The 20,282-nt window shown below is 56.1% G+C and carries 20 protein-coding genes and 1 other RNA gene; 6 read left to right on the top strand and 15 right to left on the bottom strand.

Features of this window, described 5'->3' with window-relative positions:
• Positions 1-392: 392 nt before the first annotated feature.
• The 11 genes from araD to ACI2J2_RS22825 all read right to left on the bottom strand — a co-directional run bounded on the left by araD (position 393) and on the right by ACI2J2_RS22825 (position 11,863).
• Positions 393-1,094, bottom strand: coding sequence for an L-ribulose-5-phosphate 4-epimerase (gene araD / locus ACI2J2_RS22875; protein WP_209639519.1), 702 nt, complete (start codon positions 1,092-1,094; stop codon positions 393-395).
• Complete coding sequence (locus ACI2J2_RS22870; RefSeq protein WP_265557039.1) at positions 1,088-1,948, bottom strand: L-ribulose-5-phosphate 3-epimerase; 861 nt, start codon at positions 1,946-1,948, stop codon at positions 1,088-1,090. Before ACI2J2_RS22870 ends, araD begins: the two co-directional genes overlap by 7 nt.
• A gap of 1 nt (position 1,949) precedes the next feature.
• Positions 1,950-2,606, bottom strand: coding sequence for a 3-keto-L-gulonate-6-phosphate decarboxylase UlaD (gene ulaD, locus ACI2J2_RS22865; RefSeq protein ID WP_404760908.1), 657 nt, complete (start codon positions 2,604-2,606; stop codon positions 1,950-1,952).
• On the bottom strand, positions 2,603-4,093 hold the full coding sequence (locus ACI2J2_RS22860) for an FGGY-family carbohydrate kinase (protein WP_404760907.1): 1,491 nt from the start codon (positions 4,091-4,093) through the stop codon (positions 2,603-2,605). The genes ulaD and ACI2J2_RS22860 overlap by 4 nt, the downstream gene beginning before the upstream one ends.
• Positions 4,093-5,388 carry an MFS transporter gene (locus ACI2J2_RS22855; protein ID WP_265557038.1) on the bottom strand — a complete coding sequence of 432 codons (1,296 nt, stop codon included), beginning with the start codon at positions 5,386-5,388 and terminating at the stop codon, positions 4,093-4,095. Before ACI2J2_RS22855 ends, ACI2J2_RS22860 begins: the two co-directional genes overlap by 1 nt.
• Before the next feature lie 118 nt (positions 5,389-5,506).
• On the bottom strand, positions 5,507-5,977 hold the full coding sequence (locus ACI2J2_RS22850) for a YhcH/YjgK/YiaL family protein (protein WP_404760906.1): 471 nt from the start codon (positions 5,975-5,977) through the stop codon (positions 5,507-5,509).
• A 13-nt stretch (positions 5,978-5,990) separates the two neighbouring features.
• A complete protein-coding gene (gene yiaK, locus ACI2J2_RS22845; protein WP_404760905.1) occupies positions 5,991-6,989 on the bottom strand; it encodes a 3-dehydro-L-gulonate 2-dehydrogenase in 999 nt (332 codons plus the stop codon).
• 256 nt (positions 6,990-7,245) lie between these two features.
• A complete protein-coding gene (locus ACI2J2_RS22840) occupies positions 7,246-8,106 on the bottom strand; it encodes an SMP-30/gluconolactonase/LRE family protein (protein WP_404760904.1) in 861 nt (286 codons plus the stop codon).
• A gap of 12 nt (positions 8,107-8,118) precedes the next feature.
• Entirely contained in the window at positions 8,119-9,219 is a 1,101-nt protein-coding gene (locus ACI2J2_RS22835; RefSeq protein WP_265557035.1) for a substrate-binding domain-containing protein, read from the bottom strand.
• Positions 9,220-9,234: 15 nt separating this feature from the next.
• Positions 9,235-10,317 (bottom strand): ABC transporter permease, encoded by a 1,083-nt coding sequence (locus ACI2J2_RS22830; RefSeq protein ID WP_209639544.1) that lies wholly within the window; start codon positions 10,315-10,317, stop codon positions 9,235-9,237.
• A complete protein-coding gene (locus ACI2J2_RS22825) occupies positions 10,310-11,863 on the bottom strand; it encodes a sugar ABC transporter ATP-binding protein (RefSeq protein WP_404760903.1) in 1,554 nt (517 codons plus the stop codon). The genes ACI2J2_RS22830 and ACI2J2_RS22825 overlap by 8 nt, the downstream gene beginning before the upstream one ends.
• Positions 11,864-12,224: 361 nt before the next feature.
• Here ACI2J2_RS22825 and ACI2J2_RS22820 point away from each other — a divergent pair, with 361 nt between their 5' ends.
• The 3 genes from ACI2J2_RS22820 to ACI2J2_RS22810 all read left to right on the top strand — a co-directional run bounded on the left by ACI2J2_RS22820 (position 12,225) and on the right by ACI2J2_RS22810 (position 14,636).
• Positions 12,225-13,043, top strand: a complete 819-nt coding sequence (locus ACI2J2_RS22820) for an IclR family transcriptional regulator (protein WP_209639550.1) — start codon at positions 12,225-12,227, stop codon at positions 13,041-13,043.
• Between the two features lie 121 nt (positions 13,044-13,164).
• Positions 13,165-13,782, top strand: coding sequence for an arginine exporter ArgO (gene argO, locus ACI2J2_RS22815; RefSeq protein ID WP_209639553.1), 618 nt, complete (start codon positions 13,165-13,167; stop codon positions 13,780-13,782).
• A 122-nt stretch (positions 13,783-13,904) separates the two neighbouring features.
• Positions 13,905-14,636 carry an oxidative stress defense protein gene (locus ACI2J2_RS22810; protein ID WP_209639556.1) on the top strand — a complete coding sequence of 244 codons (732 nt, stop codon included), beginning with the start codon at positions 13,905-13,907 and terminating at the stop codon, positions 14,634-14,636.
• A gap of 172 nt (positions 14,637-14,808) precedes the next feature.
• Here the strand turns inward: ACI2J2_RS22810 and ACI2J2_RS22805 are convergent, their stop codons facing one another.
• Complete coding sequence (locus ACI2J2_RS22805; RefSeq protein ID WP_037418226.1) at positions 14,809-15,702, bottom strand: LysR family transcriptional regulator ArgP; 894 nt, start codon at positions 15,700-15,702, stop codon at positions 14,809-14,811.
• A gap of 203 nt (positions 15,703-15,905) precedes the next feature.
• On the opposite strand from ACI2J2_RS22805, the gene rpiA reads away from it, so the two are divergent.
• Together rpiA and serA are read left to right on the top strand one after the other, a co-directional pair.
• Positions 15,906-16,562, top strand: a complete 657-nt coding sequence (rpiA, locus tag ACI2J2_RS22800; RefSeq protein WP_209639560.1) for a ribose-5-phosphate isomerase RpiA — start codon at positions 15,906-15,908, stop codon at positions 16,560-16,562.
• Between the two features lie 325 nt (positions 16,563-16,887).
• A complete protein-coding gene (gene serA / locus ACI2J2_RS22795; RefSeq protein ID WP_209639563.1) occupies positions 16,888-18,126 on the top strand; it encodes a phosphoglycerate dehydrogenase in 1,239 nt (412 codons plus the stop codon).
• A gap of 44 nt (positions 18,127-18,170) precedes the next feature.
• On the opposite strand, the gene ACI2J2_RS22790 is transcribed toward serA, so the two are convergent.
• From ACI2J2_RS22790 to zapA, 3 genes are all read right to left on the bottom strand, one after another.
• Entirely contained in the window at positions 18,171-18,779 is a 609-nt protein-coding gene (locus ACI2J2_RS22790) for a 5-formyltetrahydrofolate cyclo-ligase (RefSeq protein ID WP_404760902.1), read from the bottom strand.
• Between the two features lie 27 nt (positions 18,780-18,806).
• Positions 18,807-18,989, bottom strand: a non-coding RNA gene (ssrS, locus tag ACI2J2_RS22785) — 6S RNA.
• A 41-nt stretch (positions 18,990-19,030) separates the two neighbouring features.
• Positions 19,031-19,360, bottom strand: coding sequence for a cell division protein ZapA (gene zapA / locus ACI2J2_RS22780; protein ID WP_012146623.1), 330 nt, complete (start codon positions 19,358-19,360; stop codon positions 19,031-19,033).
• A gap of 321 nt (positions 19,361-19,681) precedes the next feature.
• Here zapA and ACI2J2_RS22775 point away from each other — a divergent pair, with 321 nt between their 5' ends.
• Positions 19,682-20,260: a YecA family protein gene (locus ACI2J2_RS22775; RefSeq protein WP_209639571.1), complete on the top strand. Its 579-nt coding sequence runs from the start codon at positions 19,682-19,684 to the stop codon at positions 20,258-20,260.
• The last annotated feature ends 22 nt before the right edge of the window (positions 20,261-20,282 follow it).

Raw genomic sequence — 20,282 nt, 5'->3', positions numbered from 1 at the left:
GTTTGTCATTGACGCTTTTACTGCGCCTGTTACTGCAGACTGGATCAGGAAAATGAAGTAAATAAGCGCATTAAACTCATAAACTGATGCGTGTAACGCATGAATTGATATTAACAATTGCGCGCGACAAGCTGTAACGTGCCATTAACACACGTGCCTTGTTTTACTTTGCTGGCAGCACGCTAAAAACTGCGTGCGTGTTTTGTGATAAGGATCATACGAGGGGTTGAGGTTGAAAGATGCTGAGAGGGCGAGAAAGAGGAGGGCGTCCCCCCGGTTTTGAAGAACCGGCCGCAATTCTCGCGCTTTGATATGTCTGGCAGACGCCTGGCGGCGTCTGCCACGAAGGATATTTATGAAAAGGGTTGTCTGTGAGTGCGGGCTAATCCGACTTACTGTCCGTAATAAGCATTTTTACCGTGCTTACGCAGGTAATGTTTATCCAGCAGCGCCGGTTGCATGCTGTGAATACCGGGCGTCAGCTGACGTGAAAAAATCCCCATATAGGCAATCTCTTCCAGTACCACGGCGTTATGCACCGCGCTGTGTGCGTCCTTGCCCCAGGCAAAGGGCCCGTGTGAATTGACCAATACCGCCGGAATGGCATTTGGATCGATACCGCGGCGGCGGAAGGTGTCGATAATCACCTTGCCGGTTTCCAGTTCGTATTCATGCTCTATTTCGTCTTCGGTCATTAGGCGGGTGCAGGGAATCGCGCCGTAGAAGTAGTCGGCATGAGTGGTACCCCAGGCGGGGATGTCCAACCCGGCCTGGGCCCAGATGGTGGCGTGGCGTGAGTGGGTGTGAACGATGCCGCCAATGTCGGCAAACTCACGGTAAAGCGCCAGATGGGTGGCGGTGTCGGAAGAGGGCTTTTTGGTGCCTTCCCGGGTTTGGCCACTGGCGAGATCGACCACGACCATGTCCTCGGCGGTCATGTGTTCATACTCCACGCCGGAGGGTTTGATCACCACGAGCCCGCGCTCGCGATCGACGGCGCTGACGTTGCCCCAGGTGAAGGTCACCAGGTTGTGGCGCGGCAGGTCGAGGTTGGCTTCCAGCACCTGTTGTTTAAGCTGTGGCAGCGTTAGCATGTCATACCCCCTTGTTGCATTTTTTGTTCGATCCACCGGCGTGCCTGGACAATCTCGGCCACCGGTTCTTCGGCTTTTTCGGTCCACATTTCGATCAGGAAAGCGCCGCGATAGTTAAGCTGTTTCAAGGTGCTGAAGACGGCGACAAAGTCGACGCAGCCTTCACCAAAGGGCACGTCGCGGAACTGCCCCGGTGAGTTTTCAGTGACCGGATAGGTGTCTTTCAAATGGATGGCCGCGATGCGGTCAATGCCCAGCGCCAGCTCCTGCCCTACGTCATTGCCCCAGGCGCTGAGGTTGCCAACGTCCGGATAGACCGTGAACCACGGCGATGCCAGGCAGGCGTCCCAGGCCTTCCACTTGCTGATCGAGTTCATAAAGGCGGTGTCCATAATCTCCACCGCCAACATCACCTGGGCGGCGGCCGCGCGTTCGACTGCCCACTGCATGCCTTCGGTGAAGCGGGCGAGGGTGCTTTCGTCCTGCTGTTCGTAATAGACGTCATAACCGGCCAGCTGAATGGTGCGGATACCGACGTCCTTCGCCAGTTGGATCGCCTGTTCCATTACCTCGAAGGCGCGTTGGCGCAGTGCATCGTCATGGCTGCCGAACGGAAAGCGGCGGTGGCCGGACAGACACATCGACGGGATACTGATGCCGGTTTCCAGCATGGCGCTGACCAGCGACAGCCGCTGTTCTTTGCTCCAGCTCAGGCGTGCCAGCCGTTCATCGCTTTCATCCACCGACATTTCGACAAAATCAAAGCCGCAGGCTTTAGCCAATGCCAGCCGCTCGGGCCAGGTCAGGTGCTTCGGCAAGGCTTTTTCATAAATTCCCAATGGGTGCTGACGCATATCAACTTCTCCAGATGTCATCAATGGCGGCGCGGAACTGATCGGCGGCGGCCAGCGGATCGGCAGCCTCCGCCAACGCTCTGCCGACGATAAAAGCGGTAACGGCGATGTCTTTAAACAGCGGTAAATCGCGCGGCGTGATCCCCCCGGTAACCGACAGTTCAATGCCCAGATCCGACAAGGCTTTCATCAGATCCAAATCTTGTTTGCCCCAGGTTTGTCCACTGGCCTGCGCGTCGCGGCCACGGTGATAAATCGCCTGACGGATGCCGAGCGCACGCCACTGTTTGGCATCCTCCAACGTCCAGCGGCCAAACAGCTCAATCTGGATATCCCCCTGGTGCTGTTGCGCCACGTCCAGTGCGCTGGCCATGGTGGCCAGCGGGGCGGCACAGATGACGGTCATCCAATTGGCCCCGTGACCGAAGGCCTGCTGCGCCAGCGTGCCACCGGCATCGGCGACTTTCAGATCGGCCACCAACGTATGTTGCGGGCAGCGTTCGCGCAGTGCGCTTACTGCCTGAATACCGGCGCTGATGCATAAAATGGTGCCGGCCTCGATGATGTCGACGTGCGGCTGCAGACGCTCTGCCGTCTGCAGGGCGGTGCCCAGCTGGGTGTGATCGAGCGCCAGTTGCAAGCGGGGTTTATTGCTCATAGGGCCTCCTTTTGGGGGGATTGCAGCGTGTGTAACGTCGCCACCAGTGCCTGATAACGGCGATATTTTTTACCGTAAGCCTCGGCGGCGGTGGCGTCAGGCAGCACCTGTTCGATGCGCGGTGCCAGTGCCCGCTGGGCGGCGGTGAAATCGCTGAATGCGCCGCTGCCGACCATCGCTGCCATGGCGGCGCCCAGACAGCCGGTTTCTTCCACCTGCGGCAGTTCCACCGGCAGGCCGCTAACGTCGGCGAACATCTGCATCCAGGGGGCAGACTTGGCCGGGCCACCGGTAACGCGCAGGGCGGTGGCCGCAGGGAAGCGTTGCCGCATGCGGTTGAGGTGGGTCATATGACAGAACACCACGCCTTCGTAGATTGCCTGCACCAGATGTTCACGCTGGTGGAAGGCCTGCATGCCATGGAAGCTGGCGCTCAATCCAAGTCCGGCGTTGGATCCGTACAGGAAGGGAACAAACAGCAGGCTGCTGTCGGCCTTCGGCAGCGTTGCCACCCAGTCGTTGAGCTGGGCGTAATCGTCTAGCCCCCATTGGCGGCAGAACCACTCCAGGTTGGCGGCAGAGGTGGGGCTCGCTTCGTGCACAATGTATTTGCCAGCCTCGGCGTGGCGACCATAAACAAAGGGGTGTTCGAACCCTTCGGTAATGCTGTCGGTGATGCCGCTGGTGACTGACCAGGTCCCCATCACGGCATTGAGCCGCGTCTCGTCGTGCAACCCGGCGCACAGCGCGGTGGACACTACGTCGAACAGCCCGCCGACCACTGGCGTACCCACCAACAGCCCGGTGGCTGCCGCGGCGGTAGCGTTGACCTGCCCGGCGATCTCGGCTGAGCCGACGATGGGCGGCAGTGCGGGCATGATGTCGCCGATGCCCAGCAACTGCGCCAGTGCCGTGTCATAGCGCCCGTCCGCCATGTGGTAAAGATTGGATTCGGAGATATTGGTTTCTTCACAGGCCAACTCGCCGGTCAGGCAATAGCGCAGATAATCGTGCGCCATCAATACGCTGCCAATTTGGCGGTAGCGTTCAGGCTGGTGTTGCCGTACCCAGCGCAACAGCGATACCGGGTGACCGGTCCACAGGGTTTGTCGGGTCTGCGGATAGAGCGTCTGCGGCATGCCCTGCTTCTGCCATTCTTGCACCAGCGTCAGTGCGCGCTGGTCAGAAGACAACATGGCATTGCCCAGCGGCTGCCCTTGCTTGTTCAGCAGAAAGGCACCTTTGCCCTGCGCCGAGATGCCGACGGCCTGAATATCACCGGCGGCGATGTTGTTACGGGTCAGCACGTCGCGGATCACCTCGGCGGCGGTGTGCCACAGTGCGGGCATATCCCGTTCCGCCCAGCCGGGCTGCGGTGCGATAATCTCCAGATTGCGGCGTGCAATGCCCAATTCTGTGCCCCGACGGTCATACAGCCCGGCTTTGATAAAGGTGCCGCCGCAGTCCAACCCCAACCAATATTCCATTATTCGGCTCCCGCTTTTTGGTCGCATTTATTCGGCAGCATCAGCGCCAGTACCGAAGCGATAGCCAGTGACACCGCCAGGCTGTAAACGCCGACGTCCTTGCTGAACAGACTGATGAGCACGCCGACCATATAAGGGCCGCAGAAGCCGCCGAGGTTGCCGAGCGCGTTGATGACGCCGCGTGCACCGCCGGCCACTTCGGCGTTAAACAGTTTGGGAGGAATGGTCCAGAACACCCCGGCGGCGGCCTGGATAAATACACCGCAGCCGACCAGCGCCGCATACGACCACCAGATGTGCTCCTTTAGCAGCACCGACAGCGCCATACAGATAGCGAAGCAGGCCAGCGGCAGCGCGACGAACACTTTGCGTTTGCCGGTGCGGTCGGAAAGGGTGGAGATAATCAGCATGCCGAAGATGGCACCGATATAGGGCAGGATAGCCAGCATGCCGACCTGCTCCATATTGCCGTTGGTCAGCCCTTTGAGAATGGTCGGCAGCCACAGGGTGTAGCCGTAGATCCCGGTCTGGTAGAAGAAGTTCACCATGATCAACTGCCACATGATCCTGTCGCCCAGCACCCGGCGCAGTGAGGCGTTACGCACCGTTTTTCCTTTGATCAGCAGTTGTTCGTCGTGCAGGGTTTTTATCAGATAGTCTTTTTCCGCCTGCGAAATCCATTTGGCTTCCTGCGGGCGGTTGCTGATGGTGAAATACCACAGCACCATCACGACCAGCGACAGAGCACCTTCCACCAGGAACAGCATGCGCCAGTCCCAGGCGGTGATGATCCAACCGGACAGCGGCGCGGTGAGGATCCCGGCGATCGGCACGAACATGATGACGATGGCGTTGGCGCGGCCACGTTCTTTGTCCGGGAACCAGTTGCTGATCATGGTCAGCACCACCGGCAACATGCCGCCTTCCGAAACACCCAGCGCGAAGCGCAGGAACAGCAGTTGATACTGGTTGCTGACCAACCCGGTCAGTACCGATATCACCGCCCAGGCCAACAGCGACCAGCCGATGAATTTTTTACCGTTGCCGTACACCGCCAGCTTGCCGCCGGGCACTTGCAGGAACAGATAGCCAATAAAGAAGATGCCGCCTGCCAGACCGGCCATAGAGGCGGTGATACCGAGCTCGTCATCCATGCCACCGGGCATGGCGAAGGCGATATTTACCCGGTCCATATAGGAAATAATGCAGGTAATAAGAATAGGCGGCACTATTCTCAACCAGCGTAATTTGGGTATTGCCTGGCTTTGGCTAACGGAAACAGAGGCTGTATTCATATATACACCTTTCAATATTCTGTAGGGTCGGACTTTATTGTTTTGGTTTTTTTTGGGCACAAGGGCCCAGCACCGGCCCAGAGACCGGTGTTTTTTACAGGTTATGTTTTGCCGCTAATTAGACGCTAAACAACGCCAGCGGTATTTTCACCACCACTTTGCGAATAGCGCCGGGTTGCTGATTAATACAGGCCGGGCGATGAACATCCTGCGGGAAAAATACCGCAAAATTACCGGGCTGCATGGTTAACCAGGATTCATCCGCGACGTCCTGATAAAAAATAATGTCGCGTTCTGCCAATAAATCCTGGTGGATCGCGTTATCGCCCCGGTCTGCCGCCACGCCGATCAATTCGGTACCGTTGACCAGAAACTGCACGTCGACATTTTGGCGGTGTACTTCAGGCCGGAGATCGCTCGGTTGATGGGTGTGCAGATCCAGCACCTGTACTACGTAGCCGTTGGCAGGATCCTGATAGCGTCCGGCGGGCAGGGCGCGGAAATCGGTGTTTTGCAGATAGGCGATGGCGTTGGCCACCGGTACCGGGTACTGCTCTGGTGAGGTATGGGCGATATGGCCGAAGATCATGGTTATTCTCCTGTTACAGCGCCTGAATTCGCGCCCAGATACGATCATCCACAGGGATGCCGTCACGCATGTTTTCCGCGTGAATACGTGGGAATTTATGGCCCGGCAGGCGAATGGCTATCTCCGGGTTATCGCGTTCGGCGCTGGTGATGTAGTCCATGATGCGCTGCAGCTTGGCATCGCGGGTGGCGCCGTCGATCAAGCGTTCGATCTCAATGGCGATGAAGACTTGCGACACGCCATACTCTTCGCGGTTGTCTTCGGTCACTTCCGCCACTGACGATCCGCCGGAGAGCAGGGTGGCGATCATATCCAGCACGATCGACAGTGCCGATCCCTTCCAGTAGCCCATCGGCAAAATGCGTCGGTTTTCTTCAATGGTGGCCGGATCGCGTGTTAGTTGACCGTCGTTATCGAAACCGCCGTCCACCGGCAGGGTTTTACCCGCCAGCCGGTTCAGCTCCAGCGCGCCATAGGAGAACATCGACATCGACATATCTACCATGGTGATCGGATTGCCCGGCACCGCGACGATCAACGGGTTGGTACCGATACGGCATTCTTTGGCACCCCAGGGCGGCATGACGGCAATAGAGTTGGTCCAGCAGATGCCGATATAGCCTTTCTCCGCCGCTTGCCAACCATAACCGCCGCCGCGCATCCAGTGGTTGGCATTACGCAGTGCCACCAGGCCGATACCGTGGTTGTCGGCTAATTGCATGGCGCGATCCATCATCTTGCGTGCGGTGAGGTTACCAATACCCTGATGTGCGTCCCACTGCTCAATAGCCCCCAGCGACAGCAGCTTACTGGGCTCGGCGTTCGGCACGATATCGCCTGCGTCCAACTGCTGAATAAAGCGTGGGAAACGGTTAACGCCGTGGGAATAAACGCCGCTGGCGGAGGTGTCGGCGAACATGCCGGCACAGTCATCGGCAGTGGTTTCCGCCACGCCTCGCGCCAGTAACACGCGTTTGAATTGCTGTTTCAGATCGGTGTAACTCACTCTCATGCTGGTTCTCCGCTACGGCGCATTTGTTTGTTTTATGCTCTTTAAATTTCATTATGTGAAATCACATTTCAAATAAATGCTATACCTGCGATTAAACGAAGTCAAAGCGGTGCATGAGAAAATTATTTATATAAAACAATTGGTTAAATTAATCTGATGATTTTGTGATCGGCGGCACGTTTTCGGCCTTTGCCGTGCTTCAGGCGTGGCAAAGCAGAGCGGTTTGGGGCCGCTCTGCCTTCGCCTTTTTGACTCGCTAACCTCGGGTATTCAGCACCTTGCGGTATAGCGATGTGGTGGCGGTAATGTACAACTCATTGCCGTCAGGTCCACCGAACGTGCAATTGGAGACCCGTTCCGGCACCTCTATCTTACCGAGCTGCTTTCCCTGGCTGTCGAAGATCAGTACGCCGTCGGCACAGCTGCAAAACAGATTGCCGGCTTTATCGACACAGAAACCGTCCGGGAAGCCGGGGGCTACGGTGACGAAGCGTCGTCCGGCGTTCAGTTCACGTCCGTCGACCTCATACACACGTAGCTCTCTGCGGCCCAGGGTCGGGAAATCGACTATCGACATATCAGCCACGTACAGCAGCGACTCATCCGGTGAGAACGCCAGGCCGTTTGGCCGTTGCAGGTCACTGGCGGCAATGTTCAGCGAGCCGTCGCGCGGATCAAAGCAGTAGAGGTAGCAGCCGATCACCTGGCTTTCAGATTTGTAGCCTTCTTCGTCACCGGTAATGCCATAGGGCGGATCGGTAAACCAGATTGTGCCGTCGGAACGTACCGCCAGGTCGTTAGGCGAGTTGAAACGCTTGCCGTCAACCCGATCGACCAGCATTTGCACCTCACCGTCGTTTTCGGTTCGGCTGATGCCGCGTCGCCCGTGTTCGCAACTGATCACGCGTCCTTCGGCATCTCGTGCATTGCCGTTGGCATAGTGCGAAGGGGAACGCCATAGGCTCAGCTCCCCCTGTCGCGACCAGCGGAACATGCGGTTGCCCTTCACGTCGCTGAACACCACCGCATCCTGCTGCGGCAGCCACACGGGGCCTTCGGCCCATATCGCCGGTGCGCACAGGCGTTCAATCTGAGGGTCTGCCATCAGTTCGTTCATGCTGACCTCCGTTTACTTCACGCCCCAGATGGCTTTGTAGTGGCCCTGATAATCATTCTGTGGGTCATACAGGTTGTTGGCACCGCCGTCGGCAGCGATATTGTCGCGAGTCACGAGGTGCGCCGGGGTCACGTAGCCGGAAGGTGGCTGCTTGGCGAAGGCGCGGTTGAACTCATCCAGCAGTTGCCAGCCGTGCAGTTTGAGCGGTTCCGGCACCGTGGCCGACTGGCTGCCGCCGGAGCGAATACGCTGGTAGGCAGAAATAGAGCCGTCACCGGCAGAAATGCTGTAGGGGGCGTGAGTGCCACCTTTACCGGCAGTTTTCAGGGCCGGAGCCATAAAATCAAAATACAGATCGTTAATGGCCAGTGCGTACTGGAACTGGTCGCCGTATTTTTGCAGCAGGCTGAAGGTCATGGCCGGCATGCGGTTGGCGGTATCCGCCAGCGGCGTATCGATAAACTCCACCACTTTGCAGCCACTGCATTTGCCGATTTCCTCTTTCATCACGTTGGCCTTATCCAGCGCAATCTGGTACAGCGAATCGGTAAAGATCAGCACATTGGCCTTGCCGCCGGACTGCACTACCGCATATTGCGCGGCAATGCGTGCCACGTCGTTGGAGTCAGAGGTGACGTTATAAAACACGTCGTATTTGGCGATCGGCCCCGGCTCTGGCACCGCGTGCCAGGCGGTGAGCACAATGCCTTGCTGGATGGCCTTTTTCAGCGGGATTTTGGCCACGTTGGGGTTCCAACCGCCGATCACGATGCCATCCGGTTTCTGGGCAATTGCCTGATTCAGTGAGGCGAGCTGATCTTTCACCGAGCCGCCGCCATCGAGCGTTTCCAGCTTCCATCCGGCGGCTTTCGCCGCCTCGCTCAGCCCTTCCTGTACGCCTTGCACGCCGCCGTTTTTCATGTCCGACGCGATAAAGATGATTTTCTTGTTGGCCTGCAATTTGGGCCCGCTGGTGGGGCCGTCCCACTGGGTCACGCTGGCGGTGGCTTTGGCGACAGCCGCCGTGGCCTGATCGAGATAGGCATCGGCCCAGACCGGGGAGGCGGCGCTGGTCAACAGCAGGGCAGTGGGTAATATCCAAAGACGTTTCATTCTGTGAGCTCCTGGTTAAGGATTGATCGCTTTTTGGTTATTTTTATCAGCCGGGGTGGCTGCAGTGCGTTGTACCGCTTTTTGGTTGAGCAACCGGCGGCGCTGGGCATAGCCCGCCAGAGTGATGGACAGCAACAGCGTTGCGCCGTTGAACAGCGGTTCGACCCAGAATTCCCCGCCGAACTGCTGGATACCGGCAATGCCGATGGCAAGAATGGCGATACCGACCACGGTACCCCAGACGTTGACCCGACCGGGGCGAATGGTGGTGCTGCCGAGGAAAGCACCGACTAATGCAGGTAGCAGGTAGTCCATGCCGACGCTGGCCTGGCCAACGCCCTGCTCGGCGGCGATCAGTACACCGCTAAAACCGGTTAGGACGCTGGAGGCAATAAAGGCGCCGATAGTAAAGCGATTGACCGAGATACCGTTCAGGCGTGCGGCTGCCGGGTTGCCGCCGACGGCGTACATACAGCGGCCCAGCGGGGTGTGTTCGGTGATCAGCCACAGCACCACTGCGACGATCAACACGTAGAACGCGACGATCGGGATCCCGCCGATCTCGGTGTGGTGCAGGGCGATAAAGGCGTCTGGCAGATCGCCGACGATCTGCCGGCCGCCGGAGTGCCACAGGGCAATGGCATACAGCACGGTGCCGGAGCCGAGAGTCGCAACGAAGCTGTCAATGTCTGCCAGGGCCACCAGAATGCCGTTCAATAAGCCGTACAGGGCGGAGATCGCGAGAACGGTGAGCACCGCCATCTGCCAAGAAAAACCGTATTCAACCTGTAACGTGATGGCCAGGATATGCCATAGCACGATGCCAAAACCAACGTTAAGGTCGATTTTCCCGACGATCATCGGGATGGTGGCTGCCAGTGCCAACAGCGCGATCTTGGCTTTGCTGGAGAGGATCGCTTGCAGCGTTAGCATCGACGCGAACGAAGGGGTGATCAGTGAAAACAGGATCACCAACCCAATGCACAGCAGCAGTAGGCCGTAGCGTGTGAGCACCTGCATCAGCCACGGGCCGGCACCGTCTTGCGACAGGCTGACTCTTTGCTCCAGTGCCGTTGATTTAACAGATGTTTTAGACATGACCCACCTCAGATTCTAACGTTGTCACGGGCGTTTCCCCGGCGCTGGCAGAAGCCAGTTCCAATAAATTGGCGAATGACACCTGCTGATTTTTCAATTCGCCGACCACTTTCCCCCGGTTGAACACCAGCGCGCGATTGCAGATATGGGCGATATCCTCAAAGTCGTTGGAGATCACCAACACCGCTACGCCTTCCGCCAGGGATTTATTTAAAAGATGATAGATTTCTGCCCGAGCACCGACGTCTACGCCTGCGGTAGGGTCTTCCAGGATCAGCAGCGGAGCGCCCAGATGCATCCAGCGCGCCATTACCACCTTTTGTTGGTTACCGCCGGACAGGGCACTGATATCGATATTGACGTCCTTGGGCCGTACGTCGAACAGCTGCACTTTCCACCAGCTGGCGCCGATCTCGGCCCGGCGGCTGTAGCGCGACAACAGTTTGTGGCCGCTGGCGCAGGGGTTGATAAACAGGTTTTCACGCACGCTCATCGACATCACCAGGCTCTCGCCGGTGCGGTCGCCCGCCACCAGCGAAACCCCGCAGGCCATAGCTTGCTGCGGGCTCGCGGCGGTATAGGCCTGGTCGCGAAAGCGGATTTCACCCTCGTCGGCGTGACGTAGGCCGAACAGTAAGCGGCCAATTTCTTCCTGTCCGGCACCGCGTAGGCCAGCCAGCGCCAACATTTCGCCGGGTTGCAGGCTGAAGCTGACCGGGCCGATATCACCCACGGTGACGTTATTGATCTGCAGGACCGGCGGGCGATTTTCCGGTAAGGGTTCGCGTTGATCGTCTGCCATGGCTTCGCCCACGATCATCTGCACCAGATCACGCAGTGAGTAATCAGCGGTATTGCCACCCGCGACGTAACGTCCGTCACGCATTACGCAAACGCGATCGGCGATCTCGATCACTTCATCCAACCTATGGGTGACATAAATCATGCCGACTTTTTTGTCGCGCAGCCGGTTGATCACGGCAAACAGGTGACGTACGTCGTTGGCAGGCAGAGAGGCTGTGGGTTCATCCAACACCAGCAGCTCTGCGTTAACCGCCACGGCCCGGGCGATTGCCAGCAAGGATTTCTCGGTACGCGACAGTTCGAAGACTCTGGCGTCGGGATCCAAGGCGATACCGACATCCTGAAGTGCCTGAACGGCGCGGCGGCGAATGGCTCGCCAGTCGATCAGGCCGAAGCGGCGTGGAAAACCCATGACCAGTGCCATATTTTCCGCTACCGTCATCCATTCGATCAGCCCGAGATCCTGATGAATAAAGGCAATAGGCTGGCGGCTGTCACTTTTTATCGCAGCGGCGGAGGCTATGCTGTTCCCTTGAAACCGGATGTCGCCGCTATCACGTGGGTAAACCCCGGCCAGCACTTTGATCAGTGTCGATTTGCCGGCGCCATTTTCGCCCAGCAGGGCCAGGACTTCGCCTGGCATCACCTGCAGACTCACGTCATTCACCGCGACGTTGCCGCCAAAGCGCTTAACAATATGGCTGAGGGTAAGAATGGGTTGTTCCGCATAATCTGGTGTCATGTGATGCGCCCCTGGTACCTGCATACGCGTTCGGCGTGTGCGAATTGGTGTTTATATCGTCATTAAATTTCAATATACGAAATTCAATTTCAAAAATAATATGCCGAACGCCGATCTAAAGCAAAGCCAGACGGTTTTTAATTATTGTTTTAAAACAATTGGTTATTTGTCTCTTTGCGGAATTGTGACGTATAACTCACTTCGGCGGTTAGCGAAATGTTGCGCATTTTTAACCCACTACGGACAATGAAACGGCGTTCCGTCTTCACCTGATGCGGGCCTTGGGGTAACATTCCCGGCAAAGAGCCCGCTTACCACGCCGTGGCGTTGGCTGGCGGCTCGACACTGGAGAAATTGCGCTATGAGCCTGAAAGCTGTTGACGAGAAAGATGACAAGAAAGACAAGCCTATGGGCAGCCAAAGCCTGTTCCGTGGTTTGCAATTGATTGAGATCCTGAGCAACTTCCCGAATGGCTGCCCGTTGGCGCACCTGTCTGAGCTGGCCGGCATGAACAAAAGTACCGTTCATCGCTTGCTGCAAGGGCTGCATACCAGCGGCTATGTCACCCAGGCACCGTCACCAGGCAGCTATCGGCTGACGACCAAGTTTATTTCTGTGGGGCAGAAGGCGCTGTCTTCACTGAATATCATCCATGTTGCTGCGCCGCATCTGGAACAGCTCAATCTGGAAGTGGGGGAGACGGTAAACTTCTCCAGCCGCGAAGACGACCACGTCATTTTGATCTACAAGCTTGAGCCGACGACCGGCATGATGCGCACCCGTGCCTATATTGGCCAGCATATGCCGCTGTATTGCTCGGCGATGGGCAAGATTTTTATGGCCTACGGCAACAGCGATTACCCGGATCACTACTGGCAAACTCATCAGCATGAGATCCAGACGCTGACGCGTAATACCATCACCGAATTGCCGAAGATGTATGAGGAACTGGCCGATATTCGCCTGCGCGGCATGGCAATGGACCGTGAAGAGAATGAGCTGGGAGTGTCCTGCGTGGCGGCCCCGGTGTTTGATATTCAGCAGCGGGTTCCCTATGCGGTGTCGGTCTCGTTGCCCACCGCCAAACTGCAGCAGATTGGTGTTAAGGCCTTGATTAAACCGGTGTTGGCGACCGCGCAGCGTATTTCTCAAGAACTGGGGTTTGTCATTCCTGCCTGATTATTAGTATTTCTGATAGTTGATTAGAAGTATCAATTTCACCTAATAATTTTTTCCTCATATGATGCGCGTGTTGACCGACACGCGCCGCTGAACGGTGCTTTTTTCTGTGAGGAATTCCATGTTAGCTGTCTTTTTGCAGGGTTTTGCCCTGAGCGCGGCGATGATCCTGCCGTTGGGGCCGCAAAATGTTTTTGTGATGAATCAGGGGATACGCCGTCAGTATCATCTGATGATCGCGTCGCTGTGTGCATTGAGCGACATTGTGTTGATCTGCGCCGGCATTTTTGGTGGTAGCGCCTTACTGAGCCGTTCGCCGTTACTGCTGGCATTGGTTACCTGGGGCGGCGTGGCCTTCTTGTTATGGTATGGCTGGGGCGCATTTCGCACCGCATTCAGTCGCCATTTGACGCTGGCCACGGCGGAGGAAATGAAGCAGAGCCGTTGGCGGCTGGTGGTCACCATGTTGGCGGTAACCTGGCTGAACCCACATGTTTACCTTGATACTTTCGTTGTGCTGGGCAGCCTGGGAGGCCAACTGGCACCGGACGTGCGCTCCTGGTTTGCGCTGGGGGCGGTGAGTGCTTCCATCGTTTGGTTCTTCGCGTTGGCGTTGCTGGCCTCTTGGCTGGCGCCGTGGTTGAAAACTCAAATGGCGCAACGCGTCATCAATACGCTGGTCGGCGTAGTGATGTGGGGCATTGCCTTGCAATTGGCCTGGCAGGGGGCAAGTTTATAAGAATTTGTCACTAATCCGAATTCAAAAGCCCGTGCGATATGCTACGTTTGATGCCAAGGAACCGGCTGTTCTCGGTAGAGAAAGGTCGGTAATCAGTTACAGCCTGTCATCAAGGAGACACTGTGAAGCTTAAAGCATTGGCTATGGCCGCAATGATTGGATTAGGGACATTACCTCTGGCGCTGCAAGCGGCTGAAGTGCCAGAAGGGCCACACGTGGTAACCTCGGGCACATCCAGCGTTGATGCGACACCGGATATCGCCACTCTGGCGATCGAGGTGAGCGTATCGTCCAAAGACGCGGCACAGGCGAAAAAGCAGGTCGACGAACGTGTCGCGCAATACTTTGATTTCCTGCAAAAAAACAATATTGAGAAGAAAGACATCAGCGCTGCCAACCTGCGCACTCAGCCGGAATACGATTACCTGAAAACCGGTGAGTCAGTGCTGAAAGGCTACCGTGCCGTACGCCAGGTGCAGGTGACGTTACGCCAGTTGGATAAGCTGAATGAGCTGCTGGACGGCGCATTGAAATCCGGCCTCAATGAGATCCGCGCCGTGGAATTGGGCGTCGCGAAACCGGACGTCTATCGTGAGCAGGCGCGCCAGAAAGCCATCGAGAATGCGACGCAGCAGGCGGCTTCATTAGCCAAAGGCTTTAACGCCAAGCTGGGGCCGGTTTACAGCATTCGTTATCATGTTGCTAACTACCAGCCGATGCCAGTAGCGCGTATGTATAAAGCGGCGGGCGCAGCGGCAGAGAGCGACGTGGCACAAACCTACGAACAGCAGAGCATTCACTTTGACGATCAGGTGGATGTGGTGTTTGAGTTGCAGCGCAACGCGGCGCAATAGTACGAAGTGTTGGCAAAGCTACGCAGGGGCTAAACCGGTAGGGGTCGAACATGTTCGACCCGATGTACCCATTGATGATGCTAACGGGCGCAGCATGCGGCGCCCCTACGATGATACAACAGAGCACTTTGTCAACGCCCTCAAAAGGTTCGCCACGGCGAACCTTTTGCATTTAATCCTGGCGCAGAACCTGGCGGCCATGTTCCAGCAGGGCATCGGTCACCTTACGCATCATGCGGCTTTCTGGCGCGAAGCGGTGCCAGAACAACATGCGGCGTTGGAACAAGCCCGGCGTCAGATCGATAAGCTCACCTGAATCCAACTCTTTCTCAATCTGCAGATGCGGGATCATGCAGCAGGTGGTGCCTTGGCGTGCCAACTGCACGAAGGCCTCCGATGAGTTCACGATATGGCAGGGGACGCTGCCCGGCGACAGATCAAAGTTCTGCTGCAGGAAAGCCTGATGCATATCGTCGAGATGATCGAACGCGACCGCGGGCGCTTTCAGCAGCGCGGAACGCGTAACGCCATTCGGGAAGTAACGCTCGGCAAAGCCTTTTGAGGCGACAAACAGATAGTCCAGTGCGCCCAGTTGATCCACCAGGCAGCTTGGCAGCGGTTGTGGCTGGATACTCACCGCACCGACCACTTCGCCGCGCCGCAGGCGTTCCTGAGTACGTGTTTCGTCTTCCACCTGCAAATTCAGGCGGATAGGGGAATCGGTCAGTACCGGCTTTAATGCCGGCAGCAGCCAGGTCGCCAGGCTGTCGGCGTTAACCGCCAGCGACAGCAGCAGCGGCGTATCAATGCCGGTGTCGTTACCCAGCCACTCTTCTTCCAGCAATTCAACCTGATGCAGCAACGCCAGCAGCTTCTGGCCCTGTTCGGTCGGCCGAGGCGGCACGGTGCGTACCAACAGCGGCTGGCCGAACAGGTTTTCCAACTGCTTGATGCGTTGGGATACTGCCGATTGGGTGATACAAAGTTTTTGCGCGGCGCGCTCAAAGCCACGCTCACGGATCACCGCGTCCAGCGCTTGTAGCGTTCGATAGTCTGGGCGTTTCATCGGAAAGATATCCCTTAAAGTAAATTGATACAGGCACTATGCCACATCTCTGGCGTTTTACAGGTGGAAAATCACCGGGGCATATTGCCGCGATGCGCCTAAAAATGCGGCTTAGGGCAAAGAAGTGTGATCCTGCCTGAGTGAAAAATAGCGATTTACCCTATAATACGCACACGTTTTCGTACAGAGGCAAGGGACATATTATGACGCAGGATGAACTGAAAAAAGCGGTTGGCTGGGCAGCGCTGGATTACGTTACCCCAGGCACCATCGTCGGTGTTGGCACGGGCTCGACCGCCGCCCATTTTATTGATGCACTCGGCTCGATCAAGCACCAAATCGAAGGGGCGGTGTCCAGCTCTGACGCTTCCACGGCCAAGCTGAAAAGCCTCGGCATCCACGTGTTCGACAGCAATGAAGTGGATTCGCTGGATATCTATGTCGATGGGGCCGATGAAATCAACCGCCAGATGCAGATGATCAAAGGCGGCGGCGCTGCGCTGACGCGTGAAAAAATCATTGCCGCCATTGCGCGTAAGTTTATCTGTATCGTCGATTCGACCAAGCAGGTCGACGTACTGGGTAAATTCCCGTTGCCCGTGGAAGTGATCCCGATGGCGCGTTCCTACGTCGCACGTGAGCTGGTGAAACTGGGCGGTCTGCCAGAGTATCGCCAGAATGTACTGACCGATAACGGCAACGTGATCCTCGATGTACATAACCTGAACATCGTCGATGCCATTGCGTTGGAAAATAAAATTAACGGTATTGCCGGCGTTGTCACTGTCGGTCTGTTCGCCAACCGTGGTGCCGATGTGGCGCTGGTTGGGACACCTGAGGGTGTGAAAGTCATCAAATAAAGAATCTCTCCGCAGGGGCGCAGCAGGCAGTGCCCCTGTGGTATAGGATCTTGGATCCCACCAGACCGAATAATTCACTGGCTAAAATATCTTTTATTAAAAGCGCCAAATTTGGTGACATATGTCACATTATGAGCGTTAGCTCCACGAAGCTCCTGTCTAATTCTTTCCCTATGGCATTTTCTACCAGAAACCGCAGACAACCCTGAGCCTTGTACTGACGGGCGGGCAATCGTTTGTATTGCCGCCTGCGTTATTTTTGTTATGTTGGATGGGTGCTGTTTGACAACAGCCGCTTCTGAAGTCTGAACATAGGGTCGGGTAAATGGCAAAAGTATCATTGGAGAAAGACAGGATTAAATTCCTGTTGGTGGAAGGGGTTCATCAGAGCACGGTAGATAATCTGCTGGCAGCCGGATATACCAACATTGAATATCACAAAGGTGCGTTAGACACCGAATCGCTTAAGGCATCCATTCGCGATGCTCACTTCGTCGGCATCCGATCGCGTACGCATCTGACCGAAGAGGTTTTCGCTGCCGCAGAAAAGCTGGTGGCGGTGGGGTGTTTCTGTATCGGTACTAACCAGGTTGATCTGAAAGCGGCGACCAAACGCGGCGTTCCGGTGTTTAACGCACCTTTCTCTAATACCCGATCCGTGGCCGAAATGGTGCTGGGCGAACTGCTGCTGATGCTGCGCGGTATTCCGTCCGCTAACGCCAAAGCGCACCGGGGTGAATGGCAAAAACTGGCCGTTGGCTCGTTTGAAGCGCGTGGTAAGAAGCTGGGAATTATTGGCTACGGTCATATCGGTACCCAGTTGGGCATCCTGGCCGAAGGCCTGGGCATGAAAGTGTTCTTTTACGATATTGAGAACAAGCTGCCATTAGGCAATGCACAGCAGGTTCGCCACCTGTCCGATTTGCTCAACATGAGCGACGTAGTGACGCTGCACGTGCCGGAAACTCCGTCGACCAAGAACATGATGGGTGCAGAAGAGCTGGCGCTGATGAAGCCAGGTTCTATTCTGATCAACGCCTCACGCGGCACAGTGGTTGATATCCCTGCGCTGTGTAACGTCCTGGCCAGCAAACACTTAGCCGGCGCGGCGATTGACGTGTTCCCGGAAGAGCCAGCTACCAACAGCGAGCCGTTTAACTCACCGCTGTGCGAGTTCGATAATGTGATCCTGACCCCGCACATTGGCGGTTCGACTCAGGAAGCGCAGGAAAATATCGGTGATGAAGTCGCGGGCAAACTGGCGAAATACTCCGACAACGGCTCGACGCTGTCTGCGGTCAACTTCCCTGAAGTGTCGTTGCCTGCACACAGTGCTAACGTAAGCCGTCTGCTGCATATTCATGAAAACCGCCCTGGCATACTGACGCAAATTAACCAGATTTTCGCGGAAGAAGGGGTGAACATTGCTGCGCAGTACCTGCAAACTGGCCCGGAAATCGGCTACGTGGTCATCGACATTGACGCGGAAACCGAACGTGCCGACGCTGCACTGCAACGTATGAAGGCAATTGCCGGCACCATCCGTTCTCGCTTGCTGCTCTGATTGAAAACGTTGTAACGCAAAGGCCGGATTTATCCGGCCTTTTGCTATTGCGCTATCTGCCAAGCCCAATTCTGCGACGGGGTCACGATTTCCGGCAGCGGGATATCCCAATGTTCCACCGGTATCTGTTCCACTTGTTGGCAGTCATGGGCTAACCCGATGGGGTAAGGGCCAGTTTGCTGCCAGTTTTGCAAGGTGCGATCGTAGAAGCCGCCGCCCATCCCTAACCGCTGGCCTGTGCTGTCAAATGCCACCAATGGCGTTAGCACCACGTCTAACGAATTTAATGGCAGCACGTGGCGCACGTCGAGTTGCGGCTCACGGATATTGAAGCGGTTGTTAGCCAGCGGCGTTTCCGGGGTATAGCGCAGGAACAGCAGATTGCCGGGGCTGAACGGATGCAGCACGGGCAGATAAACCCGCTTGCCTGACTGCCATAACCGTTCAATCAGCGGGCGCGTGTCCAGTTCACCATCAAAGGATAAAAATACCGCGACGCTTTGCGCTGCCAGAATACGCGGATGTGCCGCAATGCGTTCGGCTGTTTGCTGGGCAAAGTTGTGTTGTTGTTCTGGTGTTAAAGCACGTCGACGTTGGCGGATTTGCTGTCGGATATTTTGCCGCTGTTGGGCATATTGGGCTTGAAAGGACATAGTCAGCACACTTACCGCTGAGGAAGGGGAATCTCCGAGATGCCGTCGCAGGCTGTAACCCTTGAACCCATGGTTCAAGGTGAACGTGCTGTCGCAATCTTAAGGCTTCTCGGCGGGCCGAGCATGCACACCGATCGCGGATCATCACATTCTGTTGGTACTAAATATCGGCTCAGGGGACTGGCCCGCTGGCGAACATCTCAGAGAAATTTTTTACTCGTTGCCGAAACCTTGGATCTCAGCAACTTAAGTTATTCGAATTGTGCATCCTGACGTTCAGAGATGCGACCTTGTTCAAGCAACGCTTGTTCAATGGTCTGTTGCAGCATACGAATGCGTTGTTCCATATTGGACGCATAATCACGGGTTTTCAACCGTTCTTGAGCAAGTTCGTGACAAACGTTCAATGCTGCGATGAAAACGAGCTGCTCAGTATTTGTGACTCTAGTGCGAACTTTAAGATCTTGCAACCGTTCGTTAAGATCGACCGCGGCCATGTTCAACGCATCTTGTTGTTCTGGCGGGCAATTGACTCTTAAAGAGCGACCAAAAATTTGAATATCTACTGGTTGTGCAGACATGCCACCTTCCTGCCTAAATTTCGCGCCAGCCCCAGCCTACCCTTACCGGGCCAACCAAAGCGGGCGCCACTATATATACCTCGGTACCAAGATACAACCCCTTTTTCAGTACCTGGTTGTAATCTACTGCGACAGACATTACCAGTCAAAAAAGCGTTTCAAAATGCGTATTTAGCGTCATTTTGATCCTTGCCGGCAGTGTGTGAGATCTGGCACATCACGATTATAACTAGCCACTGAGGTGTCGCGCTTATCTGGTACAGCGACGGACCTTGGTGGTAGCATAACACGAACTTATCCTGCCAACGATGACGAATGCGCATGTCTATACAGAATACATTTCCAAGTTACCAATCTTTGACCGTTGCTCTTAACCAGCAAGCGGTGGCATTAACCGCAGCAGAAATGCACGGCCTGCTCAGCGGCCTGTTGTGCGGTGGCAGCCAAGACGCTGGCTGGCAATCTCTGGTCTATGATCTGACGAATGAAGGCGTGGCCTTCCCGCAGGCACTGAGCTTGCCGTTGCAGCAACTTTATGAAATTACGCGTGAAACCTTAGAAGACGACGATTTCATGTTCCAACTGATGATGCCGGAAGGCGAAACGGTCAGCGTGTTCGACCGCGCGGATGCATTGGCCGGTTGGGTAAATCATTTCCTGCTTGGGCTCGGCATGATGCAGCCGAAATTGGCCCAGGTGAAAGACGAAGTGGGTGAGGCGATCGACGATCTGCGCAATATCGCCCAGCTCGGTTATGACGAAGACGAAGATCAGGAAGAGCTTGAGCACTCTCTGGAAGAAGTGGTGGAGTACGTTCGTGTCGCCGCCATTTTATGCCATACCGAATTTACCCGCCGCAAACCAACGGCACCGGAAAATGCCAAGCCGACCTTGCACTAAACATCCGAATTCACGTCCTTAA

This window comes from Serratia sp. NPDC087055, assembly GCF_044900985.1.
Taxonomy (GTDB): domain Bacteria; phylum Pseudomonadota; class Gammaproteobacteria; order Enterobacterales; family Enterobacteriaceae; genus Serratia.
The sequence above is the reverse complement of the archived record's forward strand: the minus strand, read 5'-3'. Positions and strand labels throughout refer to the sequence as shown.

Coding starts and splice junctions, on each gene's coding strand:
- argO (WP_209639553.1), top strand. CDS start 13,165: ATGTTAGCTGTCTTTTTGCAGGGTTTTGCCCTGAGCGCGGCGATGATC.
- yiaK (WP_404760905.1), bottom strand. CDS start 6,989: ATGAGAGTGAGTTACACCGATCTGAAACAGCAATTCAAACGCGTGTTA.
- ACI2J2_RS22775 (WP_209639571.1), top strand. CDS start 19,682: ATGTCTATACAGAATACATTTCCAAGTTACCAATCTTTGACCGTTGCT.
- ACI2J2_RS22790 (WP_404760902.1), bottom strand. CDS start 18,779: ATGTCCTTTCAAGCCCAATATGCCCAACAGCGGCAAAATATCCGACAG.
- ulaD (WP_404760908.1), bottom strand. CDS start 2,606: ATGAGCAATAAACCCCGCTTGCAACTGGCGCTCGATCACACCCAGCTG.
- serA (WP_209639563.1), top strand. CDS start 16,888: ATGGCAAAAGTATCATTGGAGAAAGACAGGATTAAATTCCTGTTGGTG.
- ACI2J2_RS22820 (WP_209639550.1), top strand. CDS start 12,225: ATGAGCCTGAAAGCTGTTGACGAGAAAGATGACAAGAAAGACAAGCCT.
- ACI2J2_RS22870 (WP_265557039.1), bottom strand. CDS start 1,948: ATGCGTCAGCACCCATTGGGAATTTATGAAAAAGCCTTGCCGAAGCAC.
- ACI2J2_RS22825 (WP_404760903.1), bottom strand. CDS start 11,863: ATGACACCAGATTATGCGGAACAACCCATTCTTACCCTCAGCCATATT.
- araD (WP_209639519.1), bottom strand. CDS start 1,094: ATGCTAACGCTGCCACAGCTTAAACAACAGGTGCTGGAAGCCAACCTC.
- ACI2J2_RS22860 (WP_404760907.1), bottom strand. CDS start 4,093: ATGGAATATTGGTTGGGGTTGGACTGCGGCGGCACCTTTATCAAAGCC.
- zapA (WP_012146623.1), bottom strand. CDS start 19,360: ATGTCTGCACAACCAGTAGATATTCAAATTTTTGGTCGCTCTTTAAGA.
- ACI2J2_RS22805 (WP_037418226.1), bottom strand. CDS start 15,702: ATGAAACGCCCAGACTATCGAACGCTACAAGCGCTGGACGCGGTGATC.
- ACI2J2_RS22850 (WP_404760906.1), bottom strand. CDS start 5,977: ATGATCTTCGGCCATATCGCCCATACCTCACCAGAGCAGTACCCGGTA.
- ACI2J2_RS22840 (WP_404760904.1), bottom strand. CDS start 8,106: ATGAACGAACTGATGGCAGACCCTCAGATTGAACGCCTGTGCGCACCG.
- ACI2J2_RS22835 (WP_265557035.1), bottom strand. CDS start 9,219: ATGAAACGTCTTTGGATATTACCCACTGCCCTGCTGTTGACCAGCGCC.
- ACI2J2_RS22830 (WP_209639544.1), bottom strand. CDS start 10,317: ATGTCTAAAACATCTGTTAAATCAACGGCACTGGAGCAAAGAGTCAGC.
- ACI2J2_RS22855 (WP_265557038.1), bottom strand. CDS start 5,388: ATGAATACAGCCTCTGTTTCCGTTAGCCAAAGCCAGGCAATACCCAAA.
- rpiA (WP_209639560.1), top strand. CDS start 15,906: ATGACGCAGGATGAACTGAAAAAAGCGGTTGGCTGGGCAGCGCTGGAT.